This is a genomic window from Sphingomonas sp. KC8, assembly GCF_002151445.1.
Lineage (GTDB): Bacteria > Pseudomonadota > Alphaproteobacteria > Sphingomonadales > Sphingomonadaceae > Sphingomonas_E.
The window spans coordinates 2,111,132-2,134,466 of sequence record NZ_CP016306.1; the positions used below are offsets into that span (position 1 = coordinate 2,111,132).

The 23,335-nt window shown below is 64.6% G+C and carries 33 protein-coding genes and 2 tRNA genes; 20 read left to right on the forward strand and 15 right to left on the reverse strand.

Translation table 11 applies throughout. The annotated features are described in order from the left end of the window. Positions 1–168: 168 nt before the first annotated feature. The 6 genes from KC8_RS09950 to KC8_RS09975 form a co-directional block, all read right to left on the reverse strand. Positions 169–765 (reverse strand): hypothetical protein, encoded by a 597-nt coding sequence (locus KC8_RS09950; protein WP_010127491.1) that lies wholly within the window; start codon positions 763–765, stop codon positions 169–171. A 570-nt stretch (positions 766–1,335) separates the two neighbouring features. Then, positions 1,336–3,255, reverse strand: coding sequence for a hypothetical protein (locus tag KC8_RS09955; RefSeq protein ID WP_010127490.1), 1,920 nt, complete (start codon positions 3,253–3,255; stop codon positions 1,336–1,338). Positions 3,256–3,448: 193 nt separating this feature from the next. Next, positions 3,449–4,561 carry a DUF7146 domain-containing protein gene (locus KC8_RS09965; RefSeq protein ID WP_010127488.1) on the reverse strand — a complete coding sequence of 371 codons (1,113 nt, stop codon included), beginning with the start codon at positions 4,559–4,561 and terminating at the stop codon, positions 3,449–3,451. Positions 4,562–4,611: 50 nt separating this feature from the next. Beyond that, positions 4,612–4,896, reverse strand: coding sequence for a hypothetical protein (locus KC8_RS09970; RefSeq protein ID WP_010127487.1), 285 nt, complete (start codon positions 4,894–4,896; stop codon positions 4,612–4,614). After that, positions 4,877–5,053, reverse strand: coding sequence for a hypothetical protein (locus KC8_RS19805; protein WP_157663914.1), 177 nt, complete (start codon positions 5,051–5,053; stop codon positions 4,877–4,879). The genes KC8_RS09970 and KC8_RS19805 overlap by 20 nt, the downstream gene beginning before the upstream one ends. Beyond that, positions 5,050–5,595 (reverse strand): hypothetical protein, encoded by a 546-nt coding sequence (locus KC8_RS09975; protein ID WP_138956776.1) that lies wholly within the window; start codon positions 5,593–5,595, stop codon positions 5,050–5,052. The genes KC8_RS19805 and KC8_RS09975 overlap by 4 nt, the downstream gene beginning before the upstream one ends. Positions 5,596–6,223: 628 nt before the next feature. Between KC8_RS09975 and KC8_RS19810 the strand changes: the two genes are divergently transcribed. Beyond that, on the forward strand, positions 6,224–6,562 hold the full coding sequence (locus KC8_RS19810) for a helix-turn-helix domain-containing protein (protein ID WP_158217685.1): 339 nt from the start codon (positions 6,224–6,226) through the stop codon (positions 6,560–6,562). Here the strand turns inward: KC8_RS19810 and KC8_RS09985 are convergent. After that, on the reverse strand, positions 6,559–7,167 hold the full coding sequence (locus KC8_RS09985; RefSeq protein ID WP_010127483.1) for a surface-adhesin E family protein: 609 nt from the start codon (positions 7,165–7,167) through the stop codon (positions 6,559–6,561). The genes KC8_RS19810 and KC8_RS09985 overlap by 4 nt on opposite strands. Before the next feature lie 188 nt (positions 7,168–7,355). On the opposite strand from KC8_RS09985, the gene KC8_RS09990 reads away from it, so the two are divergent. The 16 genes from KC8_RS09990 to KC8_RS10055 all read left to right on the forward strand — a co-directional run bounded on the left by KC8_RS09990 (position 7,356) and on the right by KC8_RS10055 (position 14,100). Then, complete coding sequence (locus KC8_RS09990) at positions 7,356–7,772, forward strand: hypothetical protein (RefSeq protein ID WP_010127482.1); 417 nt, start codon at positions 7,356–7,358, stop codon at positions 7,770–7,772. Continuing rightward, complete coding sequence (locus KC8_RS09995) at positions 7,772–8,149, forward strand: hypothetical protein (protein ID WP_010127481.1); 378 nt, start codon at positions 7,772–7,774, stop codon at positions 8,147–8,149. Before KC8_RS09990 ends, KC8_RS09995 begins: the two co-directional genes overlap by 1 nt. Next, positions 8,146–8,379 (forward strand): hypothetical protein, encoded by a 234-nt coding sequence (locus tag KC8_RS10000; RefSeq protein WP_010127480.1) that lies wholly within the window; start codon positions 8,146–8,148, stop codon positions 8,377–8,379. The genes KC8_RS09995 and KC8_RS10000 overlap by 4 nt, the downstream gene beginning before the upstream one ends. Next, the gene (locus KC8_RS10005) at positions 8,376–8,675 is read left to right on the forward strand and encodes a hypothetical protein (protein WP_010127478.1); all 300 of its coding nucleotides are present in this window, start codon (positions 8,376–8,378) and stop codon (positions 8,673–8,675) included. The genes KC8_RS10000 and KC8_RS10005 overlap by 4 nt, the downstream gene beginning before the upstream one ends. Beyond that, entirely contained in the window at positions 8,672–8,794 is a 123-nt protein-coding gene (locus KC8_RS20500) for a hypothetical protein (RefSeq protein ID WP_257789622.1), read from the forward strand. Before KC8_RS10005 ends, KC8_RS20500 begins: the two co-directional genes overlap by 4 nt. Before the next feature lie 499 nt (positions 8,795–9,293). Beyond that, a complete protein-coding gene (locus KC8_RS10010) occupies positions 9,294–9,635 on the forward strand; it encodes a DUF6874 family protein (protein ID WP_010127477.1) in 342 nt (113 codons plus the stop codon). 35 nt (positions 9,636–9,670) lie between these two features. Continuing rightward, positions 9,671–9,913 carry a DUF2312 domain-containing protein gene (locus KC8_RS10015; protein WP_010127476.1) on the forward strand — a complete coding sequence of 81 codons (243 nt, stop codon included), beginning with the start codon at positions 9,671–9,673 and terminating at the stop codon, positions 9,911–9,913. Further along, entirely contained in the window at positions 9,913–10,434 is a 522-nt protein-coding gene (locus tag KC8_RS10020) for a hypothetical protein (RefSeq protein ID WP_010127474.1), read from the forward strand. Before KC8_RS10015 ends, KC8_RS10020 begins: the two co-directional genes overlap by 1 nt. Continuing rightward, positions 10,434–10,715 (forward strand): hypothetical protein, encoded by a 282-nt coding sequence (locus tag KC8_RS10025; RefSeq protein WP_010127473.1) that lies wholly within the window; start codon positions 10,434–10,436, stop codon positions 10,713–10,715. Before KC8_RS10020 ends, KC8_RS10025 begins: the two co-directional genes overlap by 1 nt. After that, positions 10,712–11,374, forward strand: a complete 663-nt coding sequence (locus KC8_RS10030) for a hypothetical protein (protein ID WP_010127472.1) — start codon at positions 10,712–10,714, stop codon at positions 11,372–11,374. Before KC8_RS10025 ends, KC8_RS10030 begins: the two co-directional genes overlap by 4 nt. Next, positions 11,371–11,550: a hypothetical protein gene (locus tag KC8_RS10035; RefSeq protein ID WP_029624810.1), complete on the forward strand. Its 180-nt coding sequence runs from the start codon at positions 11,371–11,373 to the stop codon at positions 11,548–11,550. The genes KC8_RS10030 and KC8_RS10035 overlap by 4 nt, the downstream gene beginning before the upstream one ends. Continuing rightward, positions 11,547–11,702 (forward strand): hypothetical protein, encoded by a 156-nt coding sequence (locus KC8_RS19815; RefSeq protein ID WP_010127471.1) that lies wholly within the window; start codon positions 11,547–11,549, stop codon positions 11,700–11,702. Before KC8_RS10035 ends, KC8_RS19815 begins: the two co-directional genes overlap by 4 nt. Continuing rightward, positions 11,695–11,985, forward strand: a complete 291-nt coding sequence (locus tag KC8_RS10040) for a hypothetical protein (protein ID WP_010127470.1) — start codon at positions 11,695–11,697, stop codon at positions 11,983–11,985. Before KC8_RS19815 ends, KC8_RS10040 begins: the two co-directional genes overlap by 8 nt. 38 nt (positions 11,986–12,023) lie before the next feature. After that, positions 12,024–12,449, forward strand: coding sequence for a hypothetical protein (locus KC8_RS10045; RefSeq protein WP_010127469.1), 426 nt, complete (start codon positions 12,024–12,026; stop codon positions 12,447–12,449). 50 nt (positions 12,450–12,499) lie between these two features. Continuing rightward, a complete protein-coding gene (locus KC8_RS10050) occupies positions 12,500–12,736 on the forward strand; it encodes an Acb2/Tad1 domain-containing protein (protein WP_010127467.1) in 237 nt (78 codons plus the stop codon). A 62-nt stretch (positions 12,737–12,798) separates the two neighbouring features. Continuing rightward, on the forward strand, positions 12,799–14,100 hold the full coding sequence (locus KC8_RS10055; protein WP_010127466.1) for a tyrosine-type recombinase/integrase: 1,302 nt from the start codon (positions 12,799–12,801) through the stop codon (positions 14,098–14,100). 115 nt (positions 14,101–14,215) lie between these two features. Here KC8_RS10055 and KC8_RS10060 read toward each other — a convergent pair. Continuing rightward, positions 14,216–14,292 (reverse strand) — tRNA-Arg (locus KC8_RS10060). Between the two features lie 108 nt (positions 14,293–14,400). Between KC8_RS10060 and KC8_RS10065 the strand changes: the two genes are divergently transcribed. Next, positions 14,401–14,889, forward strand: a complete 489-nt coding sequence (locus tag KC8_RS10065) for a hypothetical protein (protein ID WP_029624809.1) — start codon at positions 14,401–14,403, stop codon at positions 14,887–14,889. On the opposite strand, the gene KC8_RS10070 is transcribed toward KC8_RS10065, so the two are convergent. From KC8_RS10070 to KC8_RS10095, 6 genes are all read right to left on the reverse strand, one after another. After that, positions 14,870–15,424, reverse strand: coding sequence for a gamma carbonic anhydrase family protein (locus KC8_RS10070; protein ID WP_010127464.1), 555 nt, complete (start codon positions 15,422–15,424; stop codon positions 14,870–14,872). The genes KC8_RS10065 and KC8_RS10070 overlap by 20 nt on opposite strands. 63 nt (positions 15,425–15,487) lie before the next feature. Continuing rightward, positions 15,488–16,483: a porphobilinogen synthase gene (gene hemB, locus KC8_RS10075; protein ID WP_010127463.1), complete on the reverse strand. Its 996-nt coding sequence runs from the start codon at positions 16,481–16,483 to the stop codon at positions 15,488–15,490. A gap of 9 nt (positions 16,484–16,492) precedes the next feature. Then, a complete protein-coding gene (fdhD, locus tag KC8_RS10080; RefSeq protein ID WP_010127462.1) occupies positions 16,493–17,281 on the reverse strand; it encodes a formate dehydrogenase accessory sulfurtransferase FdhD in 789 nt (262 codons plus the stop codon). A gap of 38 nt (positions 17,282–17,319) precedes the next feature. After that, positions 17,320–18,381, reverse strand: a complete 1,062-nt coding sequence (locus tag KC8_RS10085; protein ID WP_010127461.1) for a phosphotransferase family protein — start codon at positions 18,379–18,381, stop codon at positions 17,320–17,322. A gap of 53 nt (positions 18,382–18,434) precedes the next feature. After that, positions 18,435–18,510, reverse strand: a tRNA-Ile gene (locus tag KC8_RS10090). A gap of 66 nt (positions 18,511–18,576) precedes the next feature. After that, on the reverse strand, positions 18,577–20,286 hold the full coding sequence (locus KC8_RS10095) for a sensor histidine kinase (protein ID WP_037497134.1): 1,710 nt from the start codon (positions 20,284–20,286) through the stop codon (positions 18,577–18,579). Between the two features lie 142 nt (positions 20,287–20,428). Between KC8_RS10095 and KC8_RS10100 the strand changes: the two genes are divergently transcribed. Next, on the forward strand, positions 20,429–20,941 hold the full coding sequence (locus KC8_RS10100) for an Lrp/AsnC family transcriptional regulator (RefSeq protein ID WP_010127459.1): 513 nt from the start codon (positions 20,429–20,431) through the stop codon (positions 20,939–20,941). Positions 20,942–21,028: 87 nt separating this feature from the next. Here the strand turns inward: KC8_RS10100 and KC8_RS10105 are convergent, their stop codons facing one another. Next, positions 21,029–22,279, reverse strand: a complete 1,251-nt coding sequence (locus KC8_RS10105; protein ID WP_010127458.1) for a hypothetical protein — start codon at positions 22,277–22,279, stop codon at positions 21,029–21,031. 210 nt (positions 22,280–22,489) lie between these two features. Here KC8_RS10105 and yaaA point away from each other — a divergent pair, with 210 nt between their 5' ends. Beyond that, positions 22,490–23,251 carry a peroxide stress protein YaaA gene (yaaA, locus tag KC8_RS10110; protein ID WP_010127457.1) on the forward strand — a complete coding sequence of 254 codons (762 nt, stop codon included), beginning with the start codon at positions 22,490–22,492 and terminating at the stop codon, positions 23,249–23,251. The last annotated feature ends 84 nt before the right edge of the window (positions 23,252–23,335 follow it).

The following is a 23,335-nucleotide window of genomic DNA, read 5'->3' on the forward strand; positions in this document are numbered from 1 at the left end:
CGGACAGGGGGACCGGGGAGAGGCCGGGCGCGGGGGGGAAGCCCCCCCACCGCGCGGCCGCGTCGGCCCGCCGTGCGATCAACCTGACAAGCTGACGCACGACGCAAGAAATGCACGCATTACCAAGGCGTTGCCGCAAGCATTCCAACACATCCATTCCAACGGGCATCATTCGCCCCCCTCGGAATGGCTGTTTTCCGCCGTTTCTTGGCCCTCGTCGTCGACATCGCCAAACTCGGCTTCGATGATCCCGGTCTCCATCGCGATCATGGTCAGCTCGGCCGTCGTCGCCCCTTCGGCCGCACCGCCCAGGCCGCCGATCATCAGCGCCATGTCGCCCTGGACGCGCAGGTCGACCTGTTGTGGCTTCTTGCCCTCCAGGTACGGCAGCAGCTCGCCCGCGCAGCGTATCTGGCGATCGAGCGCCTCGAGCGGCTTGCAATGCGCAATCTTGGCCAGCTCCTCCACCGGCATCGACTGGATCCGCATCAGCGTCACTGCCGGATGCCCGCCGAAGCCCAGGATCCACTTCGCGAAATCCTCCGTCCGCCGATTGGTCGCACCCGGCGGCCGCCCCCGGCGGCGCGCCCGCTGGACGGCCCCGGCCGTGTCGTAATCACCATGGATGATCCGCGCTTCTGCCATCGCCTCGGCATCCGGCACGGCCAGCAGGTCCAGCTGTTGTGCGCGCTCCGACGCCAGCAGCGCCTTGGCATCCGCGATCGCGTCGCCGACGATGGCCTCAACCCCGTTCGGTTCAGCCATTTCCGCCCCCTATTTTAATGGAAACGGCGGAAATCAGCCGTTTTTGGCCAAGCCCGAGCACGTTGCGCCGGAAAAACTTCCCAACTTCCCAACCGAAAAACCCTTGGGAAGTCGTTTGGGAAGTCTCCAAACCACTGAAATCATTAAAGGAATAAGGATACTTCCCAGACTTCCCAAGAAAATGAGATAGCCCCAGATGTGCGCGCGTGCGCATACGTGTACGCGCGCACATGCATACATCATGCGCGCGCGAGGCTTGGGAAGTTGGGAAGTTTACGGATTTATGGCGTGAAATCAGTCTCTTGCAGACTTCCCAAGAGACTTCCCAGACTTCCCAACCCCGACCCGTTGGGAAGTTTCCAGCAGGGCCGCGCCCCACTGATTGAAACCATAGGGCACGGGCGCGGGAGACGCAAAAAAAAGTTTGCGTGAAGTATTGCCGAGCGATCGCGATAATATTCGCGGGCGGGTGGCAAGATGTGGAGCGCGGACGCACCGCGCCGGCGCCGCTCCGCGTCGCCACCGCTGTCCGCGCGAGATACCCTGACGGGCCGGCAGAATGCGGAGCGATCATGCGTCCACCACCTGGTCGTCGGGCAAGGTGCTCGCGAACGCAGCAATCGGTACGAGCGTGGCCCATTCCGGCCGTCCGCCCATCTGCACCTTGATCCGCTTGATCGCCCCGGGCAGCCGGCCAAGCGCCTGGTTCCACACGCCACCCTGCCATTTGGTGTCCCGCAACAGCAACTCGAGGCCCTGGTGGCTGCAAGCCACTGCCACATAGATTGGCACGGCGTTTGGCGCGGTCGGCACGCACGTATTCCAGCGGCGCGTCTTGCGCTTGGGCTTCCCATCCTGTTCGAGCAGCTCGGATGCCACGACCACCACGCCCGACATTTCCAGCCGGCGCTGGGCGCGGGTGGCGCGATCCTCGTCCCCGCCGCTGATCACCTTGGCAATCCACATCGCCAGCGTCTCGGGCTCATCCCCGCCACGCCCATGCAGCGCCGTGGTCGATAGCCGCTGGATTACCAGGAACGGCTCGTCCTCCTCGGCCGCCGCCGATCGATCGACCGCCAGCGCCCGGCCCCAGCGCATATATTCCTCGTCCTCGGCGTCGGGGTCATGATCGTACAGCAGCACATCGCTGCAGCCGAGCAAGGTGCCGAACTGGTCCTGCCCGCGCGCGTCGTGGCCATTGCGGGCGAGCTCCGCACGATAGCTTTCGATCACCCGCTCCAGGCGCGGCCACTGGTCGACCATGCGCCGGCGCAACGCCCGGCCCATCGCGTTGTAATAGGCCGCTTCCATCTTCGGTGCGTCGCCGTCTTCCAGCGGGCGCAGATCAAGGATGGCGATGCGGCTCTTGTCCTGCGGCGGCAGCGGCACGGTCAGGATCGACGAGAAGAGGAACGAGCTGCGCGCCGTGAATTCGTGCGGATTATGGTCCGCGCCGCCCTTCCCCATCTTGCCGCCGCTCGATGCCAGGCGCGCCAGCGTGATGATGGCGTTCTGCTTGACGTTGTTGGCATCCGCCTCAAGCTCGTCGAGCGCGACCGGCAAGGTGCGATGGCCCAACAACTGGCGGATATAGGCTTCGGTCGCCGAAACCGCGTCGATCAGCCCATTTTCGCCCATCAGGAACCGGATCAGCTTCTGCAAGGTCGACTTGCCGGTGCCCTTGCCGCCGGTAATCCACGCCGCCGGCCGCCATTCCAGCGCACCGCACACCAGGGCGGCGGCGATCCAGCCCAGCATCAGCCGGGCGTCGATATCGCGCCGCTCCCAATTCCAGGTGCCGAGCAGCTTGAGCAGCTCGCGGCCCACCTCTGGCCCGGCATAATCCACCGCCGGGCGCGGGGTTTTCGGCGCCGCCGGATAGACCAGACGGTCGATCAGCCCCGGGCTCATCCAGGTGCGCAAGGATCCGAACGCCAGTTCGTCCACATCCTTCTCGGGCACCTGGATCATGTCGCCGCAATGCAGCACCAGCCCGCCATCCTCGTCCCGGTGCGCGCCGGCGCCGCGAACGCGCCCTTCGGCCGTCCATACGCCTTTTTCCGCACAAGCATTGACGAGAATTTCTCCGGCCTTTTCCTTATCCCAGCCGGTTATCAACTTGTTCTTGCCGTAGCGCGGAAAGATACGGAGCAATTCTTTAGTTCTTGGCGCAAATAGAGACAGGATATTACGCCCGTCATGTTCTTTGGCTTTCAGCACGCGCAGCTCGCGCAAGGTCGACAGGTAAAAATACACGCCCTGGCTCGTGCCCAACGGCACCACCGGGCAATCCTCGCCGATCAGCTCGACAAAGCCGCTGCGATTGCCATCTCCACCCTGGTCGTTTGTTGGCGGGCCCGGGTCGCCCGCATCATTGCGCGCCGGCGGCTCACTCGCCGGGCTCGCCGCACGCGCGATCGGCACCACCTTTGCGTCATCGATCGCGGCGGCGATCGCCGGATCGATCGGCCCGGCTGCCCGCGATGCCATCAGCCGCGCCTCCAGCGCGCAGCCATCTGCTCCATCGATGATGGCGCCCGGGAAATGTCGATCAGCACGCGGCCGCCCACGCTGGCGGCATCGCGGCTGCACGGGCCACACAAGCCCGGCCCGCCGCAGCGCGCCTTCGCGCCGTCGGATCGCTCATAAACATGGCCATGGCCGCAATTTGTGCCCGCAACGTTCACGCTGCCTCCTTCCGCATCCGCTTGCCGCAGAGCCAATCGTTGAAATCCTTGAAATCCGCCGGCGGGCGAATGATCGCCACTTCCCGGCCGCGCGCGTGCTGGCGCGCGATCGCCGTCGCCAGCGTCTTGGCCGCCGGGCTATCGTCGCCGTCATTCTGCCCGATGATCACCAGCCGGCCCGCCTGGGGCGGCAGCACGAGATTGCCGATGTTCGATATGCTGACGGCCGCGATCACCCGGCGATCGGGGCGCACCACGGCTACCGAAAGCGCATCCTCAATACCTTCGGACGCATACACGTCGGTCCCGGGCGTGATGTCCGCCAGCGTACGCCGGCACACGCCCTTCCAGATCGGGATATATCCGCCGCCGTCCGCGTCCTGGTATCGCGCCAGGGTCATCTTCGGATTGGGCACGGGCGCCTTGCCCCAGGTGCCGGCGGCATCCTGCGCCAGCCAGGTGCGATGCGTGGCGACGTGCTGGCCCTTGCCGTCCAGCACCCGCGCGATCAGCGCCGGCAGCCGCACGCCCTCGCCGGCTTCCTTGCACGTTACGGCCGGGTGGAATGCCAGCCCACGCGGCACATAGCGCGTGCCGTCAACCTCAAGCAGCGACAGATCGATCCCGCGCGCCGCCAGATACCATTCGGCGGGCGTATCGATGATCGGGCGAGCGCCGGCACGGTTCAGGAAAAGCCCGCGCGCCGATCGCAGCATCTGTTCGGCCTTGGCCTTGGCAGCCTGCTCGGCGCTCCGCTGGCGCTCGGCGCGGCGCGCCTGCTCCACCGCCAGGCGTGCCGGATCCAGATTGTCATGGCCAAGGATCGACCGCGCCCAATCGATCGCGTCCTTCTTGCGCCCGCGGAAGCGCACTCGCGCCACCAGGTCGAGCATGTCGCCCGACCAGTCCGACGCACCTTTGCACGACGCGAAATTGGTCCACTGGCCGATATTGTCGCCAGCAATGTCGATGCACAGCGCCTGGCCCGCATCGCCCGCGAAATTCTTGACGCGCCAGTATCGGCCGCCATTTTCCTCATGCCCGTTGGGCAGAAGATTCATCGCAAGCGAACGCGCGCGATCGTTCAGGTCGGCCGCAATGCGCCGCACCTCCTCAAGCCGCGCCCGTCGCTGGTCTGGATTACCCCCCGGCATCATTGTCAGTCGAAACGGATCGTCGCGCTGGCGGGAACCTCAAACCAGCGCAGCACACCCGCCTTCAACAGCGGATCGCTGGCCGTTGCCGCACCTGTCTTGCCCACGCGGATCCGGCAGTCGGCATCGGCCGTCACCGCGATCAGTGTCGTTTCCCCGGCCAGCCTCTCATTACCAGCGCCGCCGCTCGCAATCTGGCGCACGGCATTGGCTGGCAAACGCCCAAGCGGTAGACGGCTGCCATTGCGCGAGCGCGGCGCGCCATATTCCTCAACCTCGATCGTTGCCATGTTCACCCCCGATGATGTCCGTTTGCTCGTCGCCACGCAGCCAGGTGTCGCCATGGGTCCGCCGAAGCAGCAGCGCGCCGATCAGGCACGCCGATCCGCACGACAGCGCAACGCCCGCCGCGATCCCGCCCAGGAACAGCTGCACCGCCTCGCTCATGCTCGCACCAGGTCGACATGGCGCTGCAGGTCCGCGATCAGCGCGTCCGCGGCATCCAGGGAAAGCACCTGGTCGAGCCGCATCAGCCGCAGCACCAGGTCATGCCCACCGCCATCGATGCGCTGCAGCCCCACGGCCCACGGCCGTTCGCTGAAATAGCTGTTGGCCGGGACGGCACCCGAGCAAGGGAAATTCGCCGCCCCGGCCGTTTCGGATGCGGTCACCGTGGGGATGCCCGCATCCTGCGCCCGATCAGCCGGTTGCCGTGGCTGGTCGGGCGTTTCCTGATTGTCATCGGCAAAGCCCAGCGCAACAGGGCCAAGGCCGGTGCCCGTCTCGAACATGCCCTGCAAGGTGCACAGCATGTCGTGCGGATCGATCTCGCACCGCTCAATCCGGACGAGAAAATCCTTCGTGCACCCGATGCGCTGGACGGCCTTGGCAAGGCTCAGGCCCGCGTCGAAACGCCAGTCATTCAACGCCCTGCCGAATTTCTGCGCGCGCGCCAGGCGCTCGCCGGTGAGGGCCGGGGGGCCGCTCAACACCGGCACACCAGGCGCACGGTTGGATAATTCGGCAAAATATTCCGCCTTAAATGGCAAAATTCAAGGCTTGTTGTGCACGCGTTGCTAGTTACGCTGCCCTTGGGCAGCGTCATAATGTCAACCGACACCTTTGAGGAAAGTTTGGCTAACGTCATTCTGAACAGAGCGGCGAACGATTTCGTTCCGTTCATAGAATATTTATTTCGGCACGTTCTTTTAGGCTGAATTTCACGTCCAAGAACTTGCGAAAGAACGAAAGTCGGTGCCCGATATGTCTGAACAACCATCACGCGGCACGCCTCGCAGCCAGTTCGGCTTCGGGCGTCGCTGGATAAAAATCGTCGGCGGTGATAACGCCTTTCGTGAATTCCCGAAGGAGAGGCATGTAAACAGCGCCAGGGCGTCGGCCCGTCTCCCAGCCGTACCAAACCTGACGGACGGTCCCGATGGCTGCAGCCGCAGCCTCCAGTGTCAGCCTTTGGCTTTTCCGCCAACGGCGGAGAGGGTGTTCAGGGGATGCGCTAACCATAGTTCGAAATGTAAGCGAAACGCTCACTCTTTGACAATAGCCTGTGAGACATTAAACGTCTCGACCATGTCAGCGGAAATCTTACAGTTTGTCGCCATGAGCGACGCGCCCAACCGAATCCGTGAATTGCGCCTTGCCGCAAACCTCTCGCAGCAGAAGGTCGGCGATGCTATCGGCGTGTCGAAGGTAACCATTTCCGAGCTTGAACTCGGAAAAATGAGCCTCACGGTCGACTATATGCGAAGGATTGCGCCAGTTCTTGGTGTCACCCCGGCCGAACTCCTGCTTGCCTCTGATAATCCTCACCTGGCACAGGCTGACGAGCGCGACCTACTTGAGCGATATCGAGCGGCAGATGACGCCCAACGTGAACAGATCCAGCGCGTGACGGAGGCATTGATGCCCTACAGAGCCGACCCAAGGCGCGTAGCTTAATATTTTGGGATGGATTTTATTCCGTAAAGATCTCTAAGCTTATCACGCAAATGCGCAGGCCCCGCATCGATAACCTGCTCGATTGCATCGAGGCTAATCCGCCTATCGAAACTTGCCAATACGCCGGCGGCATAATCATCCAGGCCAAGGTCCAGCAGAATATAGTTATCTTTAGCAACCAAATCTGGCTGCCTTTCAATAGGGTAGGCCTTTAAGTCTATCCACCTCTCAAAGGGCGAACAGGCGATAAGGAATATACTTTCACCCACAGAATCCGGAACAACGGATCTCGGCTCCGCGCTTTGCGGCGTATAGGCGCGACGCAGCAGCACTTCGTCGGCGATGCCATATTGGATAATCTCGACGAGAGCCACCTTGCGCGTTGCACAGTTAGCAGCCTGACGGACCATCGTGCGTCTCACCTTAGCAGTCGGCGAACGAGCGACCGTCTGCCGCCAGAATATGCGCATCTCAGCATCAGCAACCATCGTGCCGCGATCCATATAGTAGGCCTGATCCCGCTCGGTAAATAGCCACCACCATCGACCATCAGATCCCGGCGTTCCCGCCACATCCAACATCAAAGCCAATACAATCGAGATCATCCAACCCTCCCCGCGAATTACAATGTTAGCCGCATTGACGAGAGGTGCCATGGCCGTAAAAGGCTAACGGCGCTTGTGGCAGAGAGATGTTCAGCGTCACATACTGTAAGCGAATAAATTACATTTCCCCTTGACGAAGTAAGCAAATAGCTAACATATGGCCCCGTTCACAACGAACGGAGGCTGTCATGTTGCCATTCGCGGCCGAGGACATCTCGGCACAACACATCCCCACCGCACTCCCGTCGCAGCTGCGCACCGATCGCAGCCAGCCCCTTTGCCGGATGAGCTACATCGCCCGCCGCATGGGCAAGGAAGACCGTCCGGCCGCCTGGCTGGTCGGCTACATCCGCCAGCTGGTCCGCAATCATGGCTTTCCGGGGCCCATCGCCCCCCGCTTGTACCGCGGCGAAATGCTGATGGGCGCAAACGCCGTCTATCTCCACGCCAGCTGGCACAAGGTTGCGGTCGACGCCTGGCTCGACGGCCTGATGCCGCCGCCGATGGCGCTGGTCGTCAACGAGGCCGAAATCGCCGCCCATGCCGAAACGCTCGACGCACGCGCCGCCCTGGTCTGCGCCCCGCGTGGCCGGGGTCGCGCATAATGGGCGGCCCTCCACCGCTCCGGCGCGGCACGGCCGAGGCCTCCAATGCCCTGGGTCTTACCGAAGAAGTCCAGCGCCAGATCGCGCCATCCCTGGTCGCCTTTCCCGACATTGGCGAGTGCGTGACGCTGCACGCGCAGGGCTGCTTCATCGGCTTCGTCGAAGAGGATGGCGCACGTCGGATCAGCATCACCGTCGCCATCCGGGGCTGCGAATGCGGATGCGCAGCGCCAGGCAAGGCATTCACCGCCACGCCTTCGCCAGCCAATGCTCGGCGTATGGGCGAACGCCTGATCGCCCTCGCCGACGAAACCGAAGCGGATGCGGCATTGCAGGCCGCCGCTGCTATCGCCCGCGCCAAAGGCGGCCCGGCATGAACGCGGTCACCGTCGCCTTCGATGCCGATCATGATCTGGTCGCGCATTGCGCCGATGCCGTCGCGGTCGGTATCAACGAAGATGACGATGGCCGGCCCTTCGGCCTGCTCGCCATGCGCGCCGGTGGCCGCGCTTTCTATATCCCATTCACCGCCGCCACCCTGCGCGCGGCGGCCGCAACCATGCTCGCCACGGCCGATCTGGTCGACGGCGGAAAGGGCAAGCAATGACGCCCTCGGCCTCCGCGATCGATGCCGCCCGCCAGCATATCCAGCATCTGCGCGATGGCGCTTGCCGCGCGCGCGAGGTGGTGGACGCCAGCGAAGCGCAGATCGCGGCCGAACAGGCCAACAACGCCCGGCTGATCCGCGAGGCCGATATCGCCGATGCAGCTGCTACGCTTTTCGAACGGCTGCTCGATCGAGAAATCAGGTACGGCAGCCATAACGGCCAGTCGCTGGCCGGCAGGATCGCCGAGGCCGCCGGCGGCTACGCCCCCAATCTCGCAACGGCAGAGTCGGCATGAACGGCGCTCCCCGCCGTCCGGGCATCGGCCGCCGCATCGTCGAACTCTATTGCATCCTTGCCTACCTCTGGATGACCGGCCAGGTGCTCGCCGCCTGGTGGCAGGGCCGGCCTTTATGAGCACGGCCCAACAGTTTCCCAAATCCGCCGCCAGCAGCGGCGGATCGGGCGCGGCACCCTCCTTGCTGGATCCCCCAGCCGCGCCCGCTTCCTTTCCCAGTTCGTCGGCGCCCTGCCGGCGATCGGGCGCGGCGGTTCCATTAGGGTCGCCCGCCGCGCCCGTCCCGTTCGCACCCTCGGCAACCATCCGCACCGGCTTCACGCCAGCGGATCTGCCGAGCCGCAGCGCCTGGCGTACCAGTGAACTGGACGCCCTCCGCCGCCTCTACCCCCATGGCGGTTCCGCTGCCGTGCACCAGGCGCTGCCCCACCGCACCCCCGCCATCATTCGAGCCCGCGCGCGCCTCCTGGGCGTGCGGGCACCTCGATCTTCGAAAATCAGATCTACCGACAGGGCGCTGGCAGACCGTCCCGAGGCTAACCGGCAGGAGCGACGGCGACCGCTCCCGGCCACTCAAAACCCGTCTGCCGCTTCATCTGGAAATGGAGGCATCAGCAAATGACGGTGCAATTCGACGCGTCGCCGGCCGATCAGGATCTGATCGCGGCGATCGCAGAACGGGCGATCGCCCTGCAACTCGCCCATTCAGGCCATTGTGACGAAACCCGTGATGTCATCATGGACATCACCGCGGCGCACCGGAACGGCAACCCGCTCGATCTGGAACGCCTGCTGGCCGCCGATGATTTCAATCTCGCGCATGATGTCTTCGGCATCAGTCGGCACATCGACCGCAACACGGGCCGTCTGATGCAGCATTTCCGGCCGCGTTTCAGCCGTCAGGAAGCTCACGCCTTCGACCGCGCGGACGCCCCCCCCCCAATTCGAATTGACGCCTGAAGGCGTCGCCTATCTCCAGCAGGGAGCCACACCAAATGTCTGAACCCAACGTCGCCGCCGACCAACTCCGGCTGTTTATCGAGCGCATTGAGCGCCTTGAGGAGGAGAAAAAGGGCATCAGCGATGACATCAAGGATGTCTATCTCGAGGCCAAGAGCCAGGGCTACGACGCCAAGACCATGCGCAGCATCGTTCGCCTGCGGAAGCTGGAAAAGCACGCCCGCGACGAAGCCGAAGCGCTCCTCGAAACCTACAAAGCCGCGCTGGGGATCGCGTGATGGGCACCATGACCGAAGAGCAGCGGGCAGAACGCACCGCCGAAATCCTCGCCGCACACGAGCGCCTCGCCCCCTATCTCAAGCCCGGCGTCATCCTCACGCACACCCGCTGCTGCAACGTGCTCGAGGAGCACTTCTACACCGGCGACGACGGGAGGTGGCTTTGCGGAATGGCCACGCCGGATACCATCGCCCTGGGCGGATCCTCCTGCGGTCCGACCAATGATATCTCGCCCGCGAACGTCACGCATATCAATCGCATCCCGGTCGATGCGCTGGGCATCGCGGAGATTGTACCGATCCGCACGCCACGATCCTACTTTTTGACACTCCCGTGCATTCATGGCGGCTCAGTCGATATCGTCACGAGCCGAGTGAAGGCCCTGCAGGAATGCGGCGAAGGTGACGGCACGATCATCTTTTTCGGTGGCGGCAGCGTTCACACCAGCTTGCCCATCGATGAGACGCGCCGGCTGATCGAGCGTGACCTCCAGAGTGATTATGGCGAGGTGCCGTTCTGATGGCGAAGCCAGCACTTCGCCGGCGCGAGGGCCTCCGAATGGCCTTCAAGCGCCTCAGCCGTCCAAAACAGCTGGCGCTAGGATATATAAGCTCCGCGATCCCAATCCATCAAACCTACCTCGTAAGGTTCGGGATCAAAGTCGCGACCCTGCGCGGACTGGAAAACGACGGGTACGCACGCCTCCTGTTTCTCAGCGAAAAGGAAGCGCCGCACCTGCCAATGCCGTTCTGGTGCATGACCCAGGCGGGCCGCGATCTCATGCGGGCACAGAACCTATGAGCCGCCCGCTCGACTTCACCTTCCCCCTCACGACGCCACCGCGCGATCGCGGGCCGGACAAGGATCCGCTGCGGCTGTCGGTGCGGCCGCTCCATACCATCGGCATCGACGAAATGCTGGCCGAGCTGCGCCGCACCTGCGAGTATCGCCACCAGCTCTACCCACGCAGCGTCGAAACCGGCCGCATGACGCGCGACGAGATGCTCCACCATATCGCCCTGATCGAGCAGATCCTGGACGATATGACGCCGGCGGTGCCGGATCTGCCATGGCCTGAACAGCTCCGCTTCGATCAGGAAAAGCAGGATCGGCGCAAGCGATCCGGCTTCCTCTGGCCCGACAAGGTGCGCGAGCTGCGCCGCGAAATCGCCCTGCGCCGCAACGCCTGGCCAAAGGCGATCGCCGATGGCCGCAGGAACGTGATCGAGGCGCGGACAGCGATGGAACGGCTCGAGGCCGTCCACTGGCGCTACTGGATCGCCTGCGACCATTTCGAACCGGCGGACACCCACGATGCCATCCGCGCCCATGTCGCCGGCATCAATGCCTTCATGGCCAACGCCATCCACCAGAAGCTGGCCGGCGTCACCGGCCACCTCACGCCCGAACAGCGCGCCTGGCTCGAGGCGAACATCCCACCCCGAAAGGAAGCCGCATGACCCAAGGGACAGAAAGCGCGCGGGTTGAGCAGGTGGACAGAACGCTGTTTGTTCGCCCGTTCGGCGTCATCGCGACGAGCAGTCCGATAGACCAACGGGCTTTGCGCGATATCGCCCGCCACCGTCTCGCCGCGATCGAGGCCACGACGGAAGCGGCTGCGAGTAGCCGGCCATGATTATCGACATCGAATGTCCCGTCTGCATGGGCATGGGCGAAATCCATGACGATGACGACCACATCAACGACGCGGCGGAGATGAAGTGCCCTCGCTGTGCGGGGGCTGGCGTTGTCGCACACGATCTGAACGAGGATTGCGACGATGACTGAGAACAAGGATGCGCTGTCGATAGATAGCACATTGAACCGATGCACGGATTTGCTGAAATTTTGCGACGCATGGCGGCGAGAAAGCGTGAAGCTCGATATTCGCGATCTTCGGAATTTGATTGAGGCCGCCACCCGCGCCACGCCCCCTGCGCAGGATGCGTTGCGGGAGGCGCTGGAAGGTTTCGCCGACGATTACATAACGAGCGAGAACCACCATCCCGGTTATGTCCTAATCCCGACCGCCAAATTCGAACGCATCTGCGCCGCCCTGGTGCTGGAATGAGCGCCTGCCCGGAATGCGGCTCAGTCCGCACCGTTTCGATGAGCATCAGCGCCGGCAAGGCCTATGACGGCTGCCTTGCCTGCAAGGCGTTGTGGGAGCCGCTCCCGGCGGACGCACCGCCCGATGTCGACGGTTCGCCCCAGCCATTCCGCAAGGCCTGCGACAACTGCGCCTTTCGTCGAGGATCGCCGGAACGGAGCGATGAGGACGGCTGGGAAGGGATGCTCATCGGCATGGCTGGCCGCGAGAGCGCGTTCTACTGCCACAAAGGCGTGCCGCTCTCGCAACCAGGCGACGGCTATGTGGCCGCCAACGGCGAAAATCCCGGCTTCCGCTATCCGTTGATGGCCGATGGCAAGAGCCATGACCTGAGCCGCCTGCGCGTCTGCGCCGGTTTCATCGCGTGGTGGAAGGGCCTCACGCGCGGCCGGGGGCCGATCCCCGGCCTTTCGCCAGCACCCTGATCAGATCCCCAGCGGGCGGGGTCAGCCCGCATTCAACGCAAGGATCCACCATGCCCGACACTCAGACAGTCGCCAGCACGTCCGACGAACGCACCGTCAACAACACCATGCGCCACGCCTATCGCGTCCTGGGCGATGACGAGAAGGCCGCGATGGCCAAGATCAAGGACGATGGCCTCGCCTTCCACGACTATCTCGACAGCCTTGGTTCCAGCCGCGAACTCAGCCTGGCGAAGACCAAGATCGAGGAAGCCGTCATGTGGGCAGTGAAGCACATCACCGCCTGAAACTTGACACCACCGGCGGCGGGGCACAGCCTCGCCGCCTCTAGCCACGGATCACCCCCGCCATGGCCCGCAAGCCCGCAAAGTCCGCCAGCCCGTTCAAGGTGCCCTTCCTCGTTGCCAAGCAGCTCGCCGGCGGCCGCTGGGCCTATTACTGGCAGCCATCCGCGACGCTGAAGAAGGCGGGCTGGAAATCCCTGTCGCTGCCCGACACGCTCGAGGCCGCGATTGCCGCCGCCAAAGGTCGCAACGAAGAGGTGGCCCGCTGGAAGGCCGGCGGCGCGAAGCCGCAAAAGGTGAAGCCGTTCATCAACCGCACGTCGATCGCCAGCCTGATCGAGAAGTACAAGGCCAGCGAAAAGTTCACCGGCAATGCCGCCAGCACGCAGACCACTTACGCGTCGGCGCTGAACCTGATCGAACGCTGGGCCACCGATCCCAAAGCGCCTGGCGGCAGCGGCAATCTACCCATCACCTCGATCACCGAGGATCGCGTCGCCAAGCTGCGCGATGCCCTGATGACGCCCGATGAGAACGGCCATGTTCGACACCACAACGCGCACAACATCCTACGGGTGCTGCGCATCCTCATGGCTTACGCGGTCAAGCCGCTCAAGCTGATCGAAAAGAACCCGGCCCAGGCGTTCGAGCTCTCGACACCGAAACCACGCGATCAGGTGTGGGAGAATGAGGATATCGAAGCGCTGAAATCGGCCGCGATCAAGCTGGGCTATCCCAGCATCGCCTTCGCCATGGACCTTGCCGTCTATACGGGCCAGCGCCCGGCCGATGTGCGCTCGTTCACCGCACTACCGCCGCCGTCGCGGGCATCCCATTGGCGCGAAGTGCTCAACCTTGATCGCGAGGCGCGCGAGCAGCTCGCCGGCGCCGACGGCCGCGTCATGGGCATCTATATCCGCCAGGGCAAAACAAGCCGGTGGGTCGGCGTGCCGATCGCCGGCATCCTGCGCGAACAGATCGAGGCACGGATCGCCGAAAACGTGACGCTCAGCCAGGAAACCGGTGTCACGATCACCCATCTGATCGTCAACGAAATGACCCGCCTGCCCTGGACCAAGCGCTGGTTCACACAGAAATTCGCCGACGCGCGCGCCAAGGCGATCGAGGATGGCCACACCAGTTTGAAAGGGCTGGAGTTCCGCGACATGCGCCGCACCTGCGTCGTCCGCCTGGGCGAGCTCGGCCTTGAGGACGCCCTGATTTCTGCGATCACGGGCCACAAGCTCGAAAGCATCAAAAAGATCCTGGAAGTCTATATGCCCCGCACCACGAAGATGGCTGCACGCGCTGTCGTCGCCCGCATCGGCGATGCCCGGCCCAAGGTCGACCAGGAGCAGCAGGCATGACCGGAATGCCCCGCTCGCTGATGCTTTGTTGGAATTCCAACATGGAACGCGTTGGAATGCCCAACACCCCGCAAACGAAAACCCCCGCCAAGTCATTGAGACTGGCGGGGGATTTTGGCGCGCCCGGAACGATTCGAACGTCCGACCCTCAGATTCGTAGTCTGATGCTCTATCCAGCTGAGCTACGGGCGCGTTGGAGTGGCGCTGTTAGTCGGACTTTTTCCGGAGCGCAACCCCGTTGCCGCAGATAAATTGCCACTTTAAAGCGAAAAGATGGATCGACCCCAATTTAAGGCTGCCGTGACGGCATTTTTCGCCGCCGCGACGCTCACCGGCTGTGCCGGAACCGCCACGACCTATCCTTCGCTCGCTCCGCGACCGATCGAAAAAATGGCGACTGAAGAGCCTTCCGGCGAATCAAGCATCGCACCAAGCCCCACGCCCGACGCCCCTGCGATCGATGCGAACAGCATGGCGCAGGTTGCTGCCGCCGAAGGTGCCGGCGCGCGCTTCAATAATGAACTCGGCGCGGCGAACCGCGCGGTCGCCGCCGCAGCGGGCCAGCCCGTCGGTAGCGAAGCCTGGGTGGCCGCCCAGCAGGCGTTAAGCCGGCTCGATCAGGCACGCGGCGAAACCGCCACCGCCCTGGCCAGCCTCGACGCCATGATGGTTGCGGCCGGCGGCGCCCCATCGGCTGCGCTGGCGGCGGCATGGGCACGCGTCACTGCGATCGATGAAGCGCAGCGCGGGGCATTCAACGCGCTGGCGGCTAAGCTGGCGCAACCATAGCGGCTTCACCGCGCAATGCAGCGGCATGCTGCCGCGCCAGACGGACATAGCCATCGACGCCTTTCTGATGCCCGGCAAGCTGATCGGGCGTAAGATCGCGCACATATTTGGCTGGCCGCCCCGCCCACATCTGCCCGGCACCAATCCGTTTGCCCGGCGTCAGCAACGCGCCGGCAGCCAGCATCGCGTCGCTTTCAATCTCGCATCCGTCCATCACGATCGCCCCGAGGCCGACAAAGGCCCGGTCATGCAAACGGCAGCCATGAACGATCGCCATATGACCAATCAGGCAATCCGCCCCGATTTCGGTGGAATGCAGCTTGGTCGTGACATGGACGATGGTGCCATCCTGGATATTGGTGCGGTCGCCCACGGTGATCGGTGCGACATCGCCGCGCAGCACGCAATTGTACCAGACGCTGGAACCTTCCCCGAGGGTGACGCCGCCGATCAGCCGTGCGCCCGGCGCAACGAACCCCGCACGTGCAACATCGGGCGTCTGGCCCGCAAACGGCAATATCGTCACGCCTTGCACGCGCCCGCCTCCTACTTCTTCGTTTCGATCATCCCATCCCCAAAACGGGGTGCCGGCGGCCGATCAACCGCCCAGCAAGCGCGCGGCGTGGGCCGCGTGATAGGTGAGCACGCCCGAGCAGCCGGCCCGGCGAAACGCCATCAGCGTTTCCAGCACCAGCGCATCGCGATCCCCCGCCCCTGCGGCAACCGCGGCCTCGATCATCGCATATTCGCCGGACACCTGATACGCGAACACCGGAACCTCGAACCGTTCCTTCACGCGGCGGATGATATCGAGATAGGGCAGGCCGGGCTTGACCATCACGCTGTCCGCGCCTTCGGCCAAATCGAGCGCGACTTCGCGCAGCGCTTCTTCGGCATTGGCATAGTCCATCTGATATCCGCGCTTGTCGCCTTTCAGCAGGCCACCCGACCCCACCGCATCGCGGAACGGACCATAGAAGGCGCTGGCATATTTGGCCGAGTAGGCCATGATCTGGACGTTGCGATGCCCTTCGGCTTCAAGCGCGGTGCGGATCGCACCGACCCGGCCGTCCATCATGTCCGATGGCGCCACGACATCCGCGCCCGCCTGCGCCTGCACCAGCGCCTGGGCGACGAGCAGTTCGCTGGTTTCATCGTTCAGCACATAGCCGGCGGCATCGACCAGCCCGTCATGGCCGTGGCTGGTATAGGGATCGAGCGCGACATCGGTCAGGACACCGATATCAGGCACCGCATCCTTGATCGCCCGGATCGCCCGGCACATCAGATTATCGGGGTTGAGCGCTTCGCGGCCATCATCGGTGCGCAGATCGCGCGGGGTATTGGGAAACAGAGCGAGGCAGCCGATGCCGAGCGCCTTCGCTTCCCTGGCGACCGCGCCGATCCGATCGATCGAATGGCGCGACACGCCGGGCAGCGTCGATATCGGATCGGTGACGCCCTGCCCTTCGGTCACGAACAGCGGCCAGATGAGGTGGGCGGGGGACAGGTGCGTTTCAGCGACGAGCGCGCGGCTCCAGGCGGAAGCGCGGGTGCGGCGCAGGCGAAGGGCGGGAAAGCTGGCTTGGGTCATGCGGACGCTTTAGCGCCCCTGTCCGTCCGCTTCCAGCGCGGCATCGGATCGGGCGAGGGCGACGAGGCGCAAACCCGCTTCGGCCGCGCGATCGAGCGCCAGCGTGGTGGGTGCGGAGACGGTGACGAGCAAAGGGCAATTCGCCAGCGCGGCCTTTTCGACCAGTTCGAACGAACAGCGCGCCGACAGCAAGGCGCAGCCGCCATCCCAGCCGATCCCTTGGGCGAGCATCGCGCCGACCAGCTTGTCGAAGGCGTTGTGGCGGCCGACATCTTCGCGGACCAGCCGGATCGTGCCGTCGGGTGCGCACAGGGCGGCGGCGTGGACGGCGCCGGTGGCGCGGTTGAGTGTCTGATTGAGGCCCAATGCGTCGAGCGCGCGAAATATCGCCAAATCCAACATGTTGGATTTGGCCGTCACACGCGGCAGCGGGCGCAGCGCCTGTTCGAGATTTTCGATGCCGCACAGGCCGCAGGACGATTCGGACACACGGTGGCGGACGCGACCGGCGATACGATCGACCCGTTCGGGGACGAGCGTGATGCGCAGGATCAGCCCGCGTTCGGCGACGTGGACGTCCACATCGACAACATCGTCGCGGCCGTCGATCAGCCGTTCGGCCCGACAAAAGCCGAGCGCGAAATCGGCCAGATCAGCGGGGGTGGCCATCATCACCGCATAGCCAAGGCCGTTGACTTCGATCGCGACCGGCGCCTCGACGGCGATCGCGCGGCTGATGGCGGTGCGATCGCCCGACGGCGTGAGGCGGGTGAAGACGCGGGGCAAAGCGGTGTCCATGCCCCGGCTATAACCGAGCCATGGACGCTGCGCCAAAACTACCCGCCCTGCGCGGCCTTCCACCCGGCGGCGGCGAGCGCGGGAAACTTCGCAGCCATTTCACGGGCATGGGCCGAAGCAGCGGTACCGCGCATGACCCGCCCCTTGATGCCGTGGATGATCGCGGCCAGCCGGAAGATATTGAACGCGGTGTAGAATTGCAGGTTCGGCACACCGGCGCGCCCGGTGCGCTTGCAATAAGCCGCGATATAATCGGCCTCGGACGGGATGTTCAGCGCCGGCAGATCAAAGCCGGCAACGCCAGTCGCCACCGGCGGGGCCAGCCGGTACATCATCAGATGATAGGCAAAGTCCGACAGCGGATCGCCCAGCGTGGACAATTCCCAGTCGAGCACGGCCACGACGCGCGGCTCGGTGGCATGGAAAATCATGTTGTCGCAGCGGAAATCGCCATGCGCGATGCGCACTTCGCTTGTCGCGGGCATATTTGCTTCGAGCCAGCCGATCAGCGCGTCCATATCATCGTTGCGGCCGGCTTCGACCTCTTCATGATATTGCCGTTTCCACCGGCCGATCTGCCGTTCGAAGAAATTGCCCGCCTTGCCGAAATCGGCAAGCCCGATCGCGGCAGGATCGATGCTGTGCAACTGCGCCATCGTCGCGTTCATCGCATCGAAATAAGCCGGGCGTTCGGCGTTGCCGACCTCGGGAAAGGTTGCGTCCCAGAAGATCCGGCCTTCCACCAGTTCCATCACATAGAACCAGGTGCCGATGACGCTTTCATCGGTGCACAGGGCATAGACATGGGCAACCGGAAAGCCGACCGTTTCGAGTGCCGTCAGCACCCGCGCCTCGCGCTCCACCGCATGCGCGCCCTTGACCAGCTGGCCCGGCGGTTTGCGCCGCAGCACATAAGAGCGGCCCGGCGTGATCAGCTTGTAGGTCGGGTTGGACTGGCCGCCCTTAAACTGTTCGACGGTCAGCGGCCCCGCATAATCGGCGACATTGGCGGCCAGCCATTCGGCCAGCCGGGCTTCATCGAAACGATGCGCATCGCGCACGGCGGTGGTGCCGCTATTCTGATCCTGCCGGCTGCTCAAGCGCCCTGTTTCCTTATTTTCGCAAGGGCGTTTTGGCCCCTCTCCCACGGCGCTGGTGGGCCCGGCAGGACTCGAACCCGCAACCTAGCCGTTATGAGCGGCCAGCTCTAACCATTGAGCTACAGGCCCCAACCAGCGCCGCGACCGGCGATAGCGGAGCCGGGGCGCGGCTGGCAAGCACTGGAAATCGACAGATCAGGCCTTGCCCTTGCCCGTGCGCGTTTCTTCGTTGTCGCGCGTCGGCAGGCGCAGTTCGAAACTGTCGGCCGTGATATCCAGCCCGCCGCGCGCGGCGACCGCCAGATTGCGGATCAGCCGGAGCGCAAAACCAAGGCCAAGCACCGGCGCATCGGGCCAATCGCCATCGGGGGTATAGCCGGGATCGAGCAGAGCCGGTTCATCACGGGCATCCAGCAGGCGCGGGCGCGATACCGACAGGCGCACCTGATGCCCATCCGCCTTGAGCGTGGCAAAGATGGTTTCGCCACTGTCCGCCAGCCCGATCGTGGCCGCCAGCAGGCGCGCGAACATCCGTTCCACCGCCACCGGATCGGCATCGACCGGGGGCAGCGCCTGCGCGACACGGAACGCCAGTTTCACCCCGCGCGGGCGGGCGGCGGCTTCATAATCGTCGTGCAACCGTTCGATCAGCATCGCGACGTCCACCGCCGCCGCCCCATCGCGCACCCGCCGCGATTCGAGCCGGGCAGCCATGTCGAGATCATCGACCGCCGCCAGCAGGCGCCGCCCCTGATCGAGAATATCGCCCGCACGCTCGCGATAATCGAACCCGGCCGGCCCCAGCATCTGCCGTTCGATCATTTCGGCGAAGCCGACGATCGCGTTCAGCGGCGTGCGCAATTCATGGACCAGCTGGCGCAGCGCATCCGGCGCCAGGCCGGATCCGTACAGCCCCGGCGCGGCATGGGCATGGGCCGCCGTTTCATCGGCGCGCGGCCGGCGCGCCGTGCCGCGATAGCCCGTGAACCGCCCGTCATAATGATCGAAGAAAGGCACGGCGGAAATGCGCCATTCGCCCGAAGCCTCGCCTTCGCCGGGAACGCTGAGCCTAGCATCGCGGAACGACGCGCGGCGGCGATAGGCCCCGGCGGCATGGCCATCGACCCCGTGGCCATATTGTTCGGCCGCCGTGGCGATCGAAATGCCGACCAGCGGGCCGCGCGGCGCGCCTTCGATCCAGCGGATCATCCCATCCGGCCCGGTTTCGAAACGGAAATCCTCCACCAGCGGCGGATGAATGCTGTCCGCCGCCGGATCGTGCATCTGCGCATCCACCCGTTCGCGGTGCGCGGCAATCCGGGCAAGCAGATCGCGAATCTGGGTTTCGCCTTCATCCAGCCCGGCATCGATGATCGGTGCCGCGGGCAGCGGCCCGAACGCCACGACCACATCATCGTCAGCCGGATCGGCCGCCGCAGCGCCCGCCGGCTGGGCCATCGTATCGCCAGCCAGCGCGAAATCGGCCGGGCCAAAGCTGCCAAGCGCGACGCGAACCGCCGATGGCAGATCGCGCCGATGCCGCATCAAGGCGCGCGCGGTGGGCGCAAGGCGCGGCAGCAGCGCCAGCCATTCATCTTCGTCAAGCTGGGCCGCGGCGATCAGCGGTGCGCTGACGCTGGGCAGATCTTCGGCGATCATGGCCACCACGGCGGGGGACACGCGGCGGCTGGCAATGCCCAGCACGCTATCGGCCCGCACCTCGACCGGCACCTTGCCGCGAATATCGCGCAGCACGGCGAACGCGGCATTGCGCTGATCCGAATCGATTGTACCGTCGCGATCCTGCGCCAGAATATCGACGATCTGCCGCCATGCAGCCGCGCGCGCAGCGGCATCGGCCAGCGGCCGCGCCAGCACCGTCGCGAGCTTGTCGTCGAAACGCACCCTGTTTGCCTTCCATGGGGAAATCGCGATGCCCATCATCGCCGCCCTGCAAATCCCTCGTTACCCCTGTGCGCGCGGTGGGGAAAGATGGTTTTCTTGATCGTCGCATTGTGGGACAATTGCACAACCGCGAAATATTCTTATGTTCGAGCCATCTTATATGGAAGGATATACCGTGGCTGCGAGGTTCCCCCTCGATTCCATCGACCGCACAATTCTGACGGCGCTGCAAAGCGAGGGTCGCATCACCAATGTCGATCTGGCCCGGCGCGCCGGATTGACCGCGCCACCCTGCCTGCGCCGCGTTCGCGCGCTCGAACAGGCCGGGGTGATCGAAAGCTACCATGCCCGGCTCAACGCCCCGGCGCTGGGCTATGGCATCATGGTGTTCGCGCTGGTCAGCCTGCGCAGCCAGGCCGAAGATGATCTGCGCGCATTCCAGGATCATGTGGCCGCACTGCCCGAAGTGCGCGAATGCCACATGCTGAACGGCGAGATCGATTTCATCCTGAAGATCGTCGCGCACGACCTGCAGGCGTTCCAGTCGTTCCTGACGTCGCATCTGACGACCGCGCCCAACGTGACCAGCGTCAAGACCTCGCTCACCATCCGCACGTCCAAGGACGTGCCGGGCGTGCCCGTCGACGCGGAATAAGCCGGCTCCACCACATAGAAAAAGGCGGCCGGGGCAATGCCCGGCCGCCTTTTTCATGCCTGGCCGCCGGGATCCCGGCAGGCCCGATCAGGCCTGCTGATCGACCCAGATGATCCAGTATTTCGCCAGCGCCTGACGCGGACCGGTGACGGCGGCGAACACCTGCTTGGCCGCATCCTTCTGGCCCGAGCGGGCAAGCGCCATGCCGAGACGGGTGTTGACGACGTTCGCGTCGACCCCGCCCTTTTGCAGCGCCAGCTTATACAGTTCGGCCGCCTTGGCGTAATCGCCATAGCCGAGATAGGAATCGGCCGTTGCGCGCGCCGCAACGCCATTGGCGGCCTTTGCCGCCGACGCGGCGGCACTCGCCAGATCGGCCTTGTCGGCCGCGACGCGCGAATTGGACGTATCGCTGAACGCCTTGATGTTGCTGCCCGGCGTCAGCTTGAGCATGCCTGCGGCCACGCCCTCGTCGATCACCGATTTCCCTTCGCCGGGGAACTTCAGATACACCTGTTCGGCATAGGTGTAATAATCGCTTTCGCCTTTCAGCGCCTTGGCCGTGCGCATCAGGCGCATCAGATCCAGTTCGTAATCGCTGTCGATCTTGTTGAGATCGCGATAGGTGATCAGCGCATCGCGCCAGTTATCCTGCGTCGGATAGGCCTTCAGCCAGCCTTGCGAAATGCGTTCGACCGGAGCAGCGAGCTTGGACTTGTAGCCGATCGCCACGCCGCGCTGATAATAAGCCTCGGGCAGCGGCTTGCCGGCGGCTTCGCCCTGCGCGATCGCCTTTTCCAGCGCGGCAAGGGCTTCGGCGGGTTTGCCCAGCTTGTCCTTGGTTTCGACGAGCAGCGCGAACGCCTCGGTCGAATTGTCGCCGGCCTGGGTGGCCTGATCGAACGCGCGTTCGGCATTGGCATAATCGCGCGCTTCATAAGCGAGACGACCACGGACCAGCCAGAAATTGCCGAGCGACGCCGCCGGCACCTTGCCGCTGGCGAGCATCAGATCGAGCGCGTCGGCCTGGGCCTTCTTGTCGTTGTTGGCGCGGCCGACATCATAGCTGACCGAACCGGCGTAGAATTTGTCGTCGGGGGTGACGGCCGCGGCGCGCGCTTCGGCGGCCTTGGCGGTCGCGGTCGCGATATCCTTGGGCGCCTTGGCGTCCGGGCCGATCGCGGCCTGCGCGGCCGCAACTGCATCGCGCACGGACTTGGTCAGATCAACCTTGCCGGGCTTTTCCTTCTTGGCGGCCAGTGCGGGCTGAACCCCGACAACCGCCACGCTGGACACCGCGAGCGCCAGCCCCAGCGTGATCGTCGAAACCAGTTTCATCTTTTCAAGCCTCCTCCAAGGGATCGGATCGGCGTCCCCGTGCGCGGGCGTGCCTACCCTGCCGTAGCACGCCGCACAAGTTGGCGCACCACAAGCCCGCGTCATCGTCCCAGGCAGGTGAACGGCGGTTTAACCGTGATGGTTCCTTTGATTCATGCCTTTTTGCGCTTGCCCCTTTTGCCCGAAGCGGCGGTGCGATAGGCGGGGAGGATGCTTGCATTCCTGTCCCCGGCCAAGTCGCTAGACTATCAGCGCCCCGCCCCAGCCTTTGCCACCACGACCCCGCGTTTCGCCGAAGACGCCGCTCGGCTCGCCGCCGCCGCCGCCCGGATCGGTGCGAAAAAACTCGGCGAATTGATGCATATATCGGACAAGCTGGCGACGCTGAACGCCGATCGCTTCACCCATTTCGCCGATGCCGAGGAACGCGCCGCCCTCTATGCGTTCAACGGCGACGTCTATCTGGGGTTCGAGGCGCGCAGCCTGGACGACGCCGCAATCGCCTTCGCGCAGGATCATGTGCGCATCCTTTCGGGCCTCTACGGCCTGCTGCGCCCGCTCGACACGATACGCCCCTACCGTCTCGAAATGGGAACGCGCTGGGCGCCGGGGCGCCACCGCACCCTCTACGAACATTGGGGCACGCGGGTGAGCGACGCGATCGCCGCCGACCTGGCCGACGCCGGAACCAACATCATCCTCAACCTCGCCAGCCAGGAATATTGGGGCGTGGTGGCGCAGCATCCCCCCGCCGGGGCGCGGATCATCACCGTCGATTTCAAGGATAACGGGCCGAAAGGCCTGCGCTTCAACAGCTTCGCCGCCAAGCGCGCGCGCGGCATGATGGCGCGCTGGATGTGCGAACACCATATCACGACGCCCGATGCGCTGCAGGCGTTCGACAGCGACGGCTATGCCTTCGCCGCCGACAGATCGGAGGAGGACCGCTGGCTGTTCGTGCGCGAACGCTGACCGGGCCATATCGTCGCGGCGATGACATGACGCAACGCAACATGCTAATCCCGGCCGGGGGAGGGACGAGATTCGAAATGAGGG